The organism is Pseudomonas sp. T1.Ur (assembly GCF_023516725.1).
GTDB classification, from domain to species: Bacteria; Pseudomonadota; Gammaproteobacteria; order Pseudomonadales; family Pseudomonadaceae; genus Aquipseudomonas; species Aquipseudomonas alvandae.
Map to the genome: position 1 here is coordinate 3,750,886 of NZ_JAMGSN010000001.1, position 13,831 is coordinate 3,764,716.

A 13,831-nucleotide genomic window follows, 5' to 3' on the forward strand; every position below is an offset into this window, starting at 1 on the left:
GTCACATTTAAGCATTGTCAGACGAAAACGCCTAAGTTAACAAATCCTCGAGACGGCCGTGCAGGCGTTCCGGCAGGTTTTCCTGCACTTCGATCACCGCCCGGTTGATAGCGCTTTGAAAGCCCTGCACGCCCGCCGAACCATGGCTCTTGATGACGATACCTTGCAGGCCGAGGAAACTCGCACCGTTGTGCCGCGCCGGCGCCAGGTCTGCCTGCAGCCGCCGCATCAATGGCAGCGCCAGGGCACCCACCACCCGCGAAGCCAGGCTTTGCTTGAACAATGTCTCGATGCGCTGGCCAATCATGGTCGCCAGCCCCTCGCTGGACTTGAGCAGGATATTGCCAACGAAACCATCACAGACCACCACATCGGCCTCGCCGCGATAGAGACCATCGCCTTCGACGAACCCGATGTAATGGATGCCCCGCGCATTTTGCAACAAGGTCGCCGCCAGCTTGACCTGCTGGTTTCCCTTGATGTCTTCGGTGCCAATGTTCAGCAGCGCAACGCGAGGTCGCGCAATGCCGAGGGTTTGCGCGGCAACCGAGCCCATCACGGCGAATTGCAGAAGGTGCTCGGCGCTGCAATCGACGTTAGCGCCCAAATCGAGCAATTGGCAGAACCCCCGCTGCGTCGGGATCGCCGCGACCATTGCCGGACGATCGATCCCCGGCAACGTCTTCAGGACATAGCGCGACAGCGCCATCAGCGCCCCGGTATTGCCCGCACTGACACAGGCCTGGACCTTGCCGTCGCGCAGCAACTCAAGGGCTACCCGCATCGACGCGTCGGGCTTGCCGCGCAGGGCCTGTGCCGGCTTTTCGTCCATGGTGATGACTTCGGACGCTGGCGCAATTGTCAGGCGCGCACGATCGATAGCCGACTGGCCGTTGAGCAATTCTTCAAGGAGAGAGGGTTGACCGACGAGGGTCAGGTGCAGCGAGGGCGTAGCATTCAGGCAAGCAAGGCTGGCCTGAACAATGCTGCGGGGACCGAAGTCCCCGCCCATTGCGTCAATCGCGATGACTTGAGCGGACAAGTGATTACTCGTCGGCGCCCTTGTCGATCACTTTACGGCCACGGTATACGCCTTCTGGCGATACGTGGTGACGCAGGTGAACTTCACCAGTGGTTTTTTCTACAGACAGGGTGCTAGCCTCGAGAGCGTCGTGCGAACGGCGCATGTCACGGGCGGAGCGGGATTTTTTGTTCTGCTGAACAGCCATAATTGATTAACTCCTAAACGTTTGGGTCACGCTTTAACTGCGCCAATACACTGAACGGGTTGGACCGCGTTACCTCGTCCTCGCTCGGTTCGGGCTCATCTGCTCCCGCCGGCTGCTGGCATTCTTCCGGATGATGAGCAGGCACAATGGGCAAGGCGAGCAGAAGCTCCTCCTCGATCAGTGACTGCAGATCCAATGGATCTTCGCCCAGTTCCAGCACGTCATAACCTTTCGGCAACGACTGGGTATTCGCACCCTCCTTCACCACGGCGTAACTGCATTCGCTGTGGATCGGCAGGGTGACCAGCTCAAGACAACGCTGGCAAACCATTTTGACTTCAGTGTCGATAAAGCTGTGGATCACCACAGATTTACGTTCATCTCGTTCAAAAACGAATTTGGCCTGGACCGTCCCGACATCGTCGGAAAGCGGGTCGCAGAGTCTCTTCAAATCGGCCAGCAGCAGTTCACCTTGAAGGGTGGTGCCACGGTCAGCCAATTTGCGCGGGTCAACGTGAGGTGGAATCGGGTCATTCAACATAGGCGCAGCATTATAGGGATGCACCGGGCCATGTCAAAGGAAATTCAGCCCTGTCCGTCACTTGCGCGTCTGGCTAGAATCCTCCCCTGCCCATCGGAGAGAGCCATGCTGCCTTTATTATTAGCCTCAAGCTCGGTTTATCGCCGGGAACTGCTCGCCCGCCTGGGGCTGCCATTCGTCTGCAGCTCGCCAGACATCGACGAAAGCCGCCACCCCGACGAAGCCGCGGTCGAACTGGTAAAGCGCCTGGCCCGGGAAAAGGCCTTGGCATTGACCGACAGACACCCAGCGCACCTGATCATCGGCTCGGACCAGGTCGCCGTGCTCGGCGAGCGCATCCTGGGCAAGCCCCACACATTCGAAAATGCCCGCGAGCAGCTAATGGCCGCCAGCGGCGCCAAAGTAACCTTCCTGACCGGCCTGGCGCTGCTCAACAGCCAGACAGGCCGATGCCAGGTCGACTGCGTTCCGTTCACCGTGACTATGCGGACCTTGGATCCGGCTCGCGTGGAGCGCTACCTGCGCGCCGAACAGCCGTACGACTGCGCCGGCAGCTTCAAGGCCGAGGGCCTCGGCGTGAGCCTGTTCCAGAGCACCGAAGGCCCGGACGCCACCAGCCTGATTGGCCTGCCGCTGATTCGTCTTGTGGATATGTTGCTGGCTGAGGGCGTGCAGGTTCCCTGAACCGCCTCCGTGGCGAGGGAGCTTGCTCCCGCTCGGTTGCGCAGCGACCGCAGAAATTTGGGGGCCGCTGCGCCCGAGGCGTCGGACCGGCCCAGCGGGAGCAAGCTCCCTCGCCACAGGGACCGCATCACCCTTCAGGTGCGCAGCCTTTCAAAAATCAGCGCAACGCCGGCCCCTGGAAGCCCATCCACATCGCCAGGTGCTCGGCGATGCTAGCCCCCAGCTTCTTCGAGAAGCGATCAAACGGCGATTCTTCGATGGTGAAATCCACCAGGTCCTTCTGGCCGATCACATCCCGCGCCACGGAGCTGGCACTGCCCAGGCCATCGATCAGGCCCAGGGGCAAGGCCTGCTCGCCAGACCAGACCAGACCGGAAAACAGCTCCGGGTGCTCTTTGTCTTTCAAACGATCGCCCCGCCCTTTCTTCACACTGGCGATGAATTGCTTGTGGGTGGTGTCCAGCACGCTTTGCCAGAATGCGGTTTCCTCAGGCTTCTGCGGCTGGAACGGATCAAGAAACGACTTGTGCTCGCCGGAGGTATAGACCCGACGCTCCACGCCGAGCTTTTCCATGGTCCCGACAAACCCGTATCCGGCCGCCGTCACGCCAATGGACCCGACCAGGCTGGCCTTGTCGGCATAGATCTGGTCCGCCGCACTGGCAATGTAATAAGCGCCGGATGCGCCGAGGTCGGCGATTACCGCGTAGACCTTGATGTCCGGGTGCAAGCCGCGCAACCGGACGATCTCATCGTAGACATAACCCGATTGCACTGGACTGCCGCCCGGGCTGTTGATGCGCAGCACCACACCCTTGACCTTTGGGTCCTCGAACGCCGCCCGCAGGCTGCCGACGATGTTGTCCGCGCTCGCCGGCTCCTTGTCGGCGATCATGCCCTCGATATCGATCAACGCAGTGTAGGCCGAGCCGCTCACAGCGCTTTTTTCGATACTCATCAGCGGCGTGAACAGCATGAGCGCGCCGAAGAGATACACGAACGTCAGCAACTTGAAGAAAATACCCCAGCGACGTGAGCGACGCTGTTCCTGCACACTGGCCAGCAGGGTCTTTTCCAGCAATTTCCAGCTTTTATCGTCACCGCTTTCGGCATTCGCCTTGGCCGGGGCCTTCCATTCGTCCGTCATGCATGCCTCTCCATCAAAACTTAATCGGCACGCCGGCTCAACCAGGCGTGCAATTCTGGAAAATGGTCAATCGCCAGGCACGGTTCGAAGGCTTTTAACGCCTCGATCGTCTGCGCGCCGTAGCTGACAGCCACCGAACCCATGCCAGCATTGCGGGCCATCTGCAGGTCGAACGATGAGTCGCCGACCATCAGCGCCTGCCCAGGCGATACATCGCAATGGGCGAGGATCTGCTCAAGCATCAGCGGGTGTGGCTTGCTCGCGGTTTCATCCGCCGCCCGGGTGATATCGAAATAATCTTCCCAGCCATGGGCCTTCAATACCCGATCCAGCCCACGCCGGGCCTTGCCGGTTGCGACTGCCAGGTGATACCCCTCTTCGCGCAAGGCATCGAGCGTTTCCACCACGCCGTCAAACAGCGGCGACGGCTCGGCTTCCAAGGCAATGTAGTGGTCGGCGTAATGCTGGCGAAAAACGGTCAGCTCATCCGCCTCGATTTCCGGGTACAGGCTGCGAATCGCCTCCGGCAAGCCGAGACCGATGATGCCCTTTACCGCGAGATCATCGCACCGGGCAAACCCCGTACGATCCGACGCAACGTGCATCGCGTCCACGATCCGACCGATGGAGTTCGCCAGAGTGCCGTCCCAATCGAATATCAGCAGCTTGTAGTCAGGATGCACTCAACCGCTCCACGGTCTTGGTCCACATGTCATCCACGGGAGCCTGCAATTTCAGCTCGCCGCCATCGGGCAGCGGCACGGTCAGCATGTAGGCATGCAGGAACAGGCGCTTGCCACCCAGGTCGCGGATTTCCTTGGTGAAGTCATCATCGCCGTATTTGCTGTCGCCGGCGATGCAGTGTCCGGCATGCAGCGTGTGGACGCGGATCTGGTGCGTACGTCCGGTGACCGGCTTGGCCTCGACCATGGTCGCAAAGTCGCCGAAACGCCGAAGCACCTTGAACACGGTCAACGCCTCCTTGCCTTCCTCGTTGACCTCCACCATGCGCTCGCCTGAACGCAGGTTGCTCTTGAGCAACGGTGCACGGACCTGCTTGACGGAGGTATCCCAACGCCCACGCACCAGCGCCATGTAGCGCTTGTCGACGCCATCGCCGCGCAATTGCTCGTGCAAATGGCGCAGCATGCTGCGTTTCTTGGCGATCATCAGCAGACCGGAAGTATCGCGGTCGAGGCGATGGACCAGCTCCAGTTCCTTGGCGTCCGGACGCAACTGACGAAAGGCTTCGATCACGCCGAAATTCAGGCCGCTGCCGCCGTGGACCGCGATGCCCGCGGGCTTGTTGACCACGATCAGCGCTTTGTCTTCGTAGACGATGGAGGCTTCCAGGCGTTGCAGCAGGCCTTGGGCCAAAGGCACCGGCTCATCACGCTCAGGCACGCGAACCGGCGGCACGCGCACGACATCGCCGGCCTGCAGCTTGTATTCGGGCTTGATCCGACCTTTGTTCACCCGCACTTCGCCTTTGCGCAAGATGCGGTAAATCAAGGTCTTGGGCACGCCTTTGAGCCGGGCCAGCAGGAAATTATCGATTCGTTGGCCGGCATATTCCGGCGAGACCTCGAGCAGTTGAACGCCAGGGGTCGAAGGGGCAGTAGTCGTCATGGCGGCGATCATAACAATTTTTTATGGAATTGAAGCACTTAATCATTGCTGCTATAGTCGCGAACGCCGCCAAAAGTGGCTGGACAGCGGACTAGCGGTCAAAAACCGGCCCTGACCAACGCAATTCACGAGGACGAGAGGCCGTCCTACGGGGTTCTTGCTACGTAACGGCAGAGTTTGCAGGTGTAACGAGCGCAGGTGACATGAGGCCTGAAATACGCCGCAAAGCAGAGTTCTGACTCGCCTTGCGCGCCACATTCACGGCCAGTTCACAAAGTGCAGTCACCCGTAAACGACCCCGAGCGAGAGCTTCGGAAACAACGCCTAAATTAGCCATGATGCGTGACCTCCCCTTTCGGAGCTCACGGTAAATGCCAACCCGCTGCGGATTCTGCGCGCGGCAGCACCCGAATTATCAGGGATACGTGTAGGGTGGAGATGTACAACCGTCGGACTGTGTAGCACTAGGCTTATATTTAGACGCTTCATCTCGTCCACAGGCGCCGGTTGATTCCTCCTCCTGACTGAGTGCTTGAGTACCAGCAAGCAGGACGCGTCCGTCGCGACTTCGCCGCCATTTGGGTCGAACTCGCTGGACACTGGAATGGCACTGCCATCTCCAGGACGCACCTGACACCGACCGTGAGAAGTCGTGTGTGCCGAACGCCGTTTCCGGCAGCCCGGAAACCGACGGTACTACATGAAAAGAATGCTGATTAACGCAACTCAACCCGAAGAGTTGCGTGTTGCACTGGTAGACGGCCAGCGCCTCTACGACCTGGATATCGAATCCGGTGCGCGCGAGCAGAAGAAGGCCAACATCTATAAAGGCCGGATTACTCGCATCGAACCAAGCCTTGAGGCTGCCTTTGTCGATTTCGGCTCCGAGCGCCACGGCTTCCTGCCCCTCAAAGAAATCTCCCGCGAATACTTCAAGAAGGCCCCCGAAGGCCGCGTCAACATCAAGGACGTCCTGAGCGAAGGCCAGGAAGTCATCGTCCAGGTCGAAAAAGAAGAACGTGGCAACAAGGGCGCCGCCCTGACCACCTTCATCAGCCTCGCCGGCCGCTACCTGGTCCTGATGCCGAACAACCCGCGTGCCGGCGGCATTTCCCGCCGCATCGAAGGCGAAGAGCGCAACGAGCTGCGTGAAGCCCTCAACGGCCTGGTCGCACCCGCCGACATGGGCCTGATCGTTCGCACTGCCGGCCTGGGCCGCAGCAGCGAAGAAATGCAGTGGGACCTCGACTACCTGCTGCAACTGTGGACCGCCATCAAAGAAGCCTCGCTGGATCGCTCCGCGCCGTTCCTGATCTACCAGGAAAGCAACGTGATCATCCGCGCCATCCGCGATTACCTGCGCCAGGACATCGGCGAAGTGCTGATCGACAGCGTCGAAGCCCAGGACGAAGCCCTGACCTTCATCCGCCAGGTGATGCCGCAGTACGCCAGCAAGATCAAGCTCTACGAAGACAGCGTTCCGCTGTTCAACCGCTTCCAGATCGAAAGCCAGATCGAGACCGCTTTCCAGCGCGTCGTCGAGCTGCCGTCCGGCGGTTCCATCGTCATCGATCCGACCGAAGCCCTGGTGTCCATCGACATCAACTCGGCGCGCGCCACCAAAGGCAGCGACATCGAAGAAACCGCCCTGCAGACCAACCTTGAAGCGGCCGAGGAGATCGCCCGTCAGTTGCGCCTGCGTGACATCGGCGGCCTGATCGTCATCGACTTCATCGACATGACCCCGGCCAAGAACCAGCGCGCCGTGGAAGAAAAGGTCCGTGAATGCCTGGAAGCCGACCGTGCCCGCGTACAGGTCGGTCGCATCTCGCGCTTCGGCCTGCTGGAAATGTCCCGTCAACGCCTGCGTCCATCCCTGGGCGAAAGCAGCGGCATCGTTTGCCCGCGTTGCAACGGCACCGGCATCATCCGTGACGTCGAATCGCTGTCCCTGGCGATCCTGCGCCTGATCGAAGAAGAAGCCCTGAAAGACCGCACCGCCGAAGTTCGCGCCCAAGTGCCGATCCCGGTGGCCGCGTTCCTGCTCAACGAAAAACGCAACTCGATCACCAAGATCGAACTGCGCACCCGTGCCCGCATCGTCATCCTGCCGAACGATCACCTCGAGACGCCGCACTTCGAAGTGCAGCGCCTGCGTGATGACAGCCCGGAAGCCCACACCAACCAGTCCAGCTACGAAATCGCTGCTGCCGCTGCCGAAGTGGAAGACGTCCAGCCGGCTGCCGCCACTCGCACCCTGGTTCGTCAGGAAGCAGCGGTCAAGACCGCTCCGGCCCGCGCCAACGCACCGGTTCCGACCGAAGTGGCCGCTCCGGTTGCCACTCCGGCCGCAGCACCAGAGCCAAGCCTGTTCAAAGGCCTGGTGAAGTCCCTGGTCAGCCTGTTCGCCACCAAGGAAGAGCCTGCCGCCCCGGCCGTCGTCGCCAAGCCGGCCGCCACCGAGCGCCCTGCCCGCAACGAAGAACGCCGCAATGGTCGCCAGCAGACCCGCAACCGCAACGGTCGTCGCGACGAAGAGCGCAAGCCCCGCGAAGAACGTGCTCCGCGTGAAGAACGTGCACCGCGCGAAGAGCGCGCGCCACGCGAGCCGCGTGAAGAACGCCAGCCTCGCGAAGTCCGTGAGGAAGTGCCAGCCGTAGCCCGCGAAGAGCGCGCACCGCGTCCGCCGCGTGAAGAGCGTCAGCCTCGTGCACCGCGTGAAGATCGCAAGCCGCGTGGCGAGCGTGAAGAACGTGTTCGCGAACTGCGCGAGCCACTGGATGCCGCCCCGGCCGCTGCTGCCGCCACCGCTGAAGAGCGTCCGGCCCGCCAGCCTCGTGAAGAACGCGCACCGCGTCCGCCACGTGAAGAGCGCCAGCCACGCGCCGAGCAAGCAGCCGCCGCTGCCAGCGAAGAAGAAGTGCTGAACGCCGAAGAGCAGTTGCAGGAAGACGGCCAGGACACCGCCGAAGGCGATCGTCCACGCCGCCGTTCCCGCGGCCAGCGTCGTCGCAGCAACCGTCGTGAGCGTCAGCGCGATGCCAACGGCAACGTGATCGAAGGTTCGGAAGAATCCGAGTCCACCGAGAACGCCGAAGCGCCAAGCGCCGCTGACTTGGCCGCCGGCCTGGCCGTCACTGCGGCCGTTGCCAGCAGTGCGATCAGCGCCCCGGCCGAAGCCCAGGCAAACGAGCAGGCTGAGCGCGCCACCGCTGCGGTGGAGAACGCGCCGGTTGAAGCCCCTGTCGTCGAATCCACTGCCCCGGTAGAAGTCACCGCTTCGCCAGAAGTGGAACTCGCGCCGGCACGTGAAGCCCTGCCTGAAGCTGAAGTCGCCGCCGAGCCTGCGCCCGTTGTTGAAGCGCCCATCGTCGCTGCCGAACCGGTTGTCGAAGCACCGGCCGAGGAAAAGGCGCCAGAACCTGCCCGCGAGGAGCAGACTGCGTTCAACTGGACCGCAGAGCCAGCCGCACCGGCCCCTGTTGTCGAGCCTGAGCCAACGCCAGAACCCGTGAAAGCGATCGAGCCAGAAGTGGTCGAACCCGCTCCAGTGGTCGAAGCACCGGTGGCTGTCGAAGCGCCCGCCCCCGCGCAAGAACCTGCACCTGCCAGCGCCCTGACCGCGAATGGCCGCGCACCGAACGATCCACGTGAAGTGCGTCGCCGCAAGCGTGAAGCCGAGCGCCTGCAGAAGGAAGCCGAACAAGCTGCCGCTGCCGCCGCTCAAGCGCCTGCTGCCGAACCGGCTCCGGCCGTGGAAGAAGTCGTCGAGGCAGCCCCTGCCCCGGTCGCTGAAACCCCAGCCGAACCAGCCCCGGCGCTCGACGAACCCCAGCACACCGCTGAAGAAGTCGAAGTCGCGCCACGTCACACTGAAGCCCTGGAAAAAGAGCACGAGCCTAAACCTCACGCCTGATTCCATCGCCCAGTAAAAAGCCCCGCCTGGTGATGCCAGGCGGGGCTTTTTTATGCCTTCGGACTTATCCACAGGGGAACTGGGGCGGACACAAGACTTATAGTCCACCGAAGTTCCACTGTGGGAGCGAGCTTGCTCGCGATGGCGTCGGCTCAGTCTGCATCAATATCGAATGCCAAACCGCTTTCGCGAGCAAGCTAGCTCCCACAATGTTTACTGTTGATCAATCCGTGCCGTGATGGCTGGGAAGTTTTGTGGCGAGGGAGCTTGCTCCCAAAGGGTTTTGCGTCGCCTGTTATTTGAAGGTCAGTGCCTCTGGCACATCGACATCCCACGTCACGCCTGGATCGTCCACCGGTACTTCAACCACCTGCGCCCCGGCAAACAATGCCTTGGCACCACGATCTCCAGTCAGCGCCATCAGTTTCGGCCCAAACCCACGACCAAATCCCACCGGATGCCCGTACTCGCCAGCCAGGACCGGCACGCTAATGCCCTCCTCACGTATACCCGCCGCTACCTGCTCGATGCTCGACGGCAGGATAAAAGGCATATCGCCCAAGATTATCAGCCACCCATCAAGGTCCGGGCAGGCCTGGACTCCCGCGGCAATGCTGTCGCCCAACCCGGGCGAGTCCAGTTCCACGAAGTCGCACCCGTAAGCCTGCGCCATGCGAATGGCTTGCGGCCGCCCCGTGCTCGTCACCAGCACACGCTTTTCCACCGAGGCCGGCAGGTTGACCAGTACATGCTCGATCACCGACCTGACGGCGCCATCTCGGCCCGCACAGTCGGCCAGCAACTTATCCTTGTCCGCACCGGCTACCTGGCGGAAACGGCTGCCCGATCCCGCCGCCAGGATAATCACGCCTATCGACTTTCCCATTCGCCCTCCTCGCCCACGGCCTACAGCGATTTTTTCTGCCGCAGTTCCACGCCATTCTTGATGGCCACGATTTCCGCCAGCAGCGACAAGGCGATTTCCGCCGGGGTGTGGCTGCCGATGTGCAGGCCGATCGGCCCATGCAGGCGTCCAATCGCCTCTGCGGACAAGCCTAGCTGAGCCAGGTTATCCCGCCGCTTCTGGCTATTGACCCGCGAGCCCAGGGCTCCGACATAAAAAGCCTTGGAGTCCAAGGCAGTGAGCAGCGCCATGTCGTCCAGGCGTGGATCGTGGGTCAGTGCCACGATGGCGGTGCGCTCGTCAGTCTGGATGCTCAGCACGGCCTCGTCGGGCATGCCCGAGACGAAGCGGCCATGCTGTTCTTCCCAACCGTAGACGAATTCCTTGCGGGGATCACAAATCAACACCTCGAAATCCAACAAGCGAGCCATTTCCGCCACGTAGCGGGACAGTTGCCCGGCGCCGATCAACAGAAGTCGCCATCGCGGCCCATAAATGGCGCGCAGCACCTGCCCATCGAACACCAGGGCGTCCGTTTTGCTCGCCGGAGCCAGCGTCACGCGACCACTGGCAATCGTCAGCTCACGGGCGACGATCTCATGGGCCTCGCAACGCTCCAGCAACTCGGCAACCCAGTGTGGATCGCCCACCCGCTCCTCCGTCAGGCGCAAGGTGCCGCCACACGGCAGGCCAAAGCGCGCCGCCTCCTCGCGGGTGACCCCATAGGTGATGAGTTGCACCGGTGGCCCCTCCGCAGGAATCCGACCGTCATGCAGCCGGGCGATCAAGTCATCCTCGACACAGCCGCCCGACACCGAACCGATCACCACGCCATCCTCGCGCAGGGCCAACATGGCCCCCGGAGGCCTTGGCGCGGTGCCCCAGGTCTGAACCACGGTAAACAACACCACTCGCTGCCCGGCGCGGCGCCATTCCAGCACGCTGCGCAATACGTTCAGGTCCACGCTGTCCATCAGGCTTTGGCCTGTTGCCAGCCTTGCAGCTGGTAACGCACGGGCAGATCACGGATGCGCTTGCCCGTGGCGGCGAAAATCGCGTTGCACAGGGCTGGCGCAATTGGCGGCACGCCCGGCTCGCCAACACCGCCCAACGGCACCTCGCCCGGCGGAGTGACCAGGTGCACCGCCACTTCCTTCGGAGCCAGGGACATGCGCGCGACTTCGTACATGTGGAAATTGTCCTGCTGGACCTTGCCGTCCTTGAAACTGATTTCGCCGACCATCGCGTTACCCAGGCCCATGACGCAGGCGCCTTCGAACTGCGAACGGATGCGTTCGGGGTTGATCTGCGGGCCGCAATCCACGGCGATGTCGGCCTTGTGCACGATCACCGTGCCGTCGTCCTTGACCTCGACTTCGATCGCCGCCGCGACATACGTGACGAAGCTGTAATGCACCGCCAGCCCCAGCCCGCGGCCCTTGGGCAACTCTCGCCCCCAACCGGCAGCCTTCGCGGCAGTTTCCAGCACGGTGCGGATCCGCGCCGTATCGATGGGATAGCGCTCGGGAGATTCACCGTAGTTCCAACTGTCATTGAGGCTGTTCGGATCGATCTTGCGGTCCGGGCCGAGCAGCTTCAGGTGATATTTCAGCGGATCCTGGCCGGCCTTGTGGGCCAGTTCGTCGATGAAGCTCTGGATCGCGAATCCATGGGGAATGTTCGACACCGAGCGGTACCAGCCAACCCGCGTGTGGGCCACCGCTTCAGGGTTTTCCAGGCGCATGTTGGGAATGGCGTAGGCCATGTTGGTCACGCCCATCCCCACTTCGAACGGCGCTTCGTGGGTCATGCCCGGCGCGAACAGCGCGGTGATGGTCGGGGCCACGGTGCGGTGCAGCCAACCGGAGGGCAACCCGTCCTGGTTCAAGCTGGCCTTCAGGTATTCTGCCGAGACGGTGTGGAAGTACGAATGATGGATGTCGTCCTCACGGGTCCACTGCACCCGTACCGCCTGGCCGGGGAACTCCTTGGCCAGCACGGCCGCTTCGACGACGAAGTCGGGCTTTGACTTGCGCCCGAAACCGCCGCCCAACAACGTGATGTTGACCGTGACCTTGTCGAAAGGAATGCCCAGGCGCTCGGCCACGCGTTCGCGGGTGACCTGGGGTGCCTGGCTCGGCGCCCAGGCTTCGCATTGACCGTCCTTGAACCGGGCGACAGCGACCATGGGTTCCATGGGCGACTGGGACAGGTGCGGCAGGTAGTACGAAGCCTCCAGCGTCGAATCGGCCTTGGCCAATGCGTCGTCGAGGTCGCCGGTGCTGCGCAGGACTTTTCCCGGTTGGCGGGCGGCCGCTTCCAGTTCCTTGCGGTAGGCAATGGAGTCATAACCGGCATTCGGGCCATCGTCCCACTGGATCTTCAGTGCTTCGCGCCCCTTGATCGCCGCCCAGGTATTCTTCGCCACCACGGCGACGCCGCCCAGTGGCTGGAATTCGGAGGGCAACGGACGCCCCTCGATCTGCACCACTTTGACCACACCCGGTACTTCCAGCGCTGCACGGCTATCAACGGACTTGACCTTGCCGCCATAGACCGGCGGACGCGCCACGACGGCGTAGAGCATGCCATCAAAATGCACGTCGGCGCCGAACACCGCGCGACCGTTGACGATGTCCGCGCCATCGATGGCGCGGCTCGCTTCCTTGCCGATATAGCGAAACTCCGACGGCTGCTTGAGACGCAGGCTGTCACGCCCCGGCACCGGCAAGGCACTGGCGGCGGCGGCCAACTCGCCATAACCCAATTCTCGACCTGAAGGCTGGTGCACCACTTTATGCAACTGCGCGTGGCATTCCCCCACCGGCACCTTCCACTGGGCAGCGGCGGCCAGTTCGAGCATGGTCCGGGCGGCGGCACCGCAGCGACGCATCGGCTCGTACCAGTGACGCATGCTGCGTGAACCGTCAGTGTCCTGGTTCCCGAAACGCGCCTCGTCCGCCGGTGCTTGCCGAACCTTGACGAGTGCCCAGTCGGCGTCCAGTTCGTCGGCCACCACCATGCTCAGACTGGTGCGCACACCCTGGCCCATTTCCGAACGGTTGCAGATCACCGTCACACTGCCGTCGGCGGCAATGCTTACGTAAATATTGGGGTCATCGACCGCGCCATGGGGCATCCCCTCGGCGCCGTATTTCTTCTCTTCGGCGAAGGCATCCGGCAAACCCCAGGTGGCCGCCAACACCAGCACGCCGGTAGCGCTGGCGCCCTTGAGGAACCCCCGGCGGCTGAGGTTGCTCAGCACGAAATCATTGGGCAGACGGCTCATGCCTTGGCCTCCTTCAAGTGGGTGGAAGCCTGGCGGATCGCGGTCTTGATCCGGTTATACGTGCCGCAGCGGCAAATGTTGCCAGCCATGGCTTCTTCGATCTGCTCGTCGCTGGGGTTGGGGTTGGTCTTGAGCAACGCCGTGGCGGACATGATTTGCCCGCCCTGGCAGTAACCGCACTGGGCCACCGCGGTATCCAGCCAGGCCTTCTGGACCACTTGCCCGACCGGGTCGACGTGAAGTGCGTCGATGGTGCTGATCTCCTGGCCTTTCACCGAGCCGATCGGCGTGATGCAACTGCGCGCCGGGGCGCCGTCGATATGAATGGTGCACGCGCCGCACACGCCCATGCCGCAGCCGAACTTGGTGCCGTTGTAGCCGGCCACGTCTCGGATCGCCCACAGCAGCGGCATGTCCTCGGTCACATCCAGTGGGTGATCTTTTCCATTGAGTTTCAGGGTAATCATGGGCACGCCCGCATCGTTATCGAGT

Annotated in this window: 12 protein-coding genes; 2 read left to right on the plus strand and 10 right to left on the minus strand. The window is 62.4% G+C overall.

The annotated features are described in order from the left end of the window. Nucleotides 1–31: 31 nt before the first annotated feature. From plsX to M8Q45_RS16665, 3 genes are read right to left on the minus strand one after another with little or no spacing between them, the layout of a single operon-like run. The gene (gene plsX, locus M8Q45_RS16655) at nucleotides 32–1,042 is read right to left on the minus strand and encodes a phosphate acyltransferase PlsX (protein WP_249875643.1); all 1,011 of its coding nucleotides are present in this window, start codon (nucleotides 1,040–1,042) and stop codon (nucleotides 32–34) included. Between the two features lie 4 nt (nucleotides 1,043–1,046). Continuing rightward, a complete protein-coding gene (gene rpmF / locus M8Q45_RS16660; protein WP_003179396.1) occupies nucleotides 1,047–1,229 on the minus strand; it encodes a 50S ribosomal protein L32 in 183 nt (60 codons plus the stop codon). 13 nt (nucleotides 1,230–1,242) lie between these two features. After that, the gene (locus M8Q45_RS16665; RefSeq protein ID WP_003204262.1) at nucleotides 1,243–1,770 is read right to left on the minus strand and encodes a YceD family protein; all 528 of its coding nucleotides are present in this window, start codon (nucleotides 1,768–1,770) and stop codon (nucleotides 1,243–1,245) included. A 105-nt stretch (nucleotides 1,771–1,875) separates the two neighbouring features. Between M8Q45_RS16665 and M8Q45_RS16670 the strand changes: the two genes are divergently transcribed. Further along, nucleotides 1,876–2,454: a Maf family protein gene (locus tag M8Q45_RS16670; protein ID WP_249875644.1), complete on the plus strand. Its 579-nt coding sequence runs from the start codon at nucleotides 1,876–1,878 to the stop codon at nucleotides 2,452–2,454. Nucleotides 2,455–2,611: 157 nt separating this feature from the next. Here the strand turns inward: M8Q45_RS16670 and M8Q45_RS16675 are convergent, their stop codons facing one another. The 3 genes from M8Q45_RS16675 to rluC are packed head-to-tail and all read right to left on the minus strand — an operon-like array spanning nucleotide 2,612 to nucleotide 5,230. Further along, the gene (locus tag M8Q45_RS16675; protein ID WP_249875645.1) at nucleotides 2,612–3,601 is read right to left on the minus strand and encodes a S49 family peptidase; all 990 of its coding nucleotides are present in this window, start codon (nucleotides 3,599–3,601) and stop codon (nucleotides 2,612–2,614) included. 20 nt (nucleotides 3,602–3,621) lie between these two features. Then, nucleotides 3,622–4,284 (minus strand): HAD-IA family hydrolase, encoded by a 663-nt coding sequence (locus M8Q45_RS16680; RefSeq protein ID WP_249875646.1) that lies wholly within the window; start codon nucleotides 4,282–4,284, stop codon nucleotides 3,622–3,624. After that, nucleotides 4,274–5,230 (minus strand): 23S rRNA pseudouridine(955/2504/2580) synthase RluC, encoded by a 957-nt coding sequence (gene rluC / locus M8Q45_RS16685; protein ID WP_249875647.1) that lies wholly within the window; start codon nucleotides 5,228–5,230, stop codon nucleotides 4,274–4,276. Before rluC ends, M8Q45_RS16680 begins: the two co-directional genes overlap by 11 nt. A 700-nt stretch (nucleotides 5,231–5,930) precedes the next feature. Between rluC and rne the strand changes: the two genes are divergently transcribed. Then, nucleotides 5,931–9,146 carry a ribonuclease E gene (rne, locus tag M8Q45_RS16690; protein WP_502940335.1) on the plus strand — a complete coding sequence of 1,072 codons (3,216 nt, stop codon included), beginning with the start codon at nucleotides 5,931–5,933 and terminating at the stop codon, nucleotides 9,144–9,146. Between the two features lie 295 nt (nucleotides 9,147–9,441). Here rne and M8Q45_RS16695 read toward each other — a convergent pair whose 3' ends face one another. The 4 genes from M8Q45_RS16695 to M8Q45_RS16710 are packed head-to-tail and all read right to left on the minus strand — an operon-like array spanning nucleotide 9,442 to nucleotide 13,806. Continuing rightward, nucleotides 9,442–10,032 carry a nucleotidyltransferase family protein gene (locus tag M8Q45_RS16695; RefSeq protein WP_249875649.1) on the minus strand — a complete coding sequence of 197 codons (591 nt, stop codon included), beginning with the start codon at nucleotides 10,030–10,032 and terminating at the stop codon, nucleotides 9,442–9,444. Between the two features lie 20 nt (nucleotides 10,033–10,052). Then, a complete protein-coding gene (locus M8Q45_RS16700) occupies nucleotides 10,053–11,024 on the minus strand; it encodes an XdhC family protein (RefSeq protein ID WP_249875650.1) in 972 nt (323 codons plus the stop codon). Then, nucleotides 11,024–13,339, minus strand: a complete 2,316-nt coding sequence (locus M8Q45_RS16705) for a xanthine dehydrogenase family protein molybdopterin-binding subunit (RefSeq protein ID WP_249875651.1) — start codon at nucleotides 13,337–13,339, stop codon at nucleotides 11,024–11,026. Before M8Q45_RS16705 ends, M8Q45_RS16700 begins: the two co-directional genes overlap by 1 nt. After that, nucleotides 13,336–13,806 carry a (2Fe-2S)-binding protein gene (locus M8Q45_RS16710; RefSeq protein ID WP_249877340.1) on the minus strand — a complete coding sequence of 157 codons (471 nt, stop codon included), beginning with the start codon at nucleotides 13,804–13,806 and terminating at the stop codon, nucleotides 13,336–13,338. The genes M8Q45_RS16705 and M8Q45_RS16710 overlap by 4 nt, the downstream gene beginning before the upstream one ends. Nucleotides 13,807–13,831: the final 25 nt, after the last annotated feature.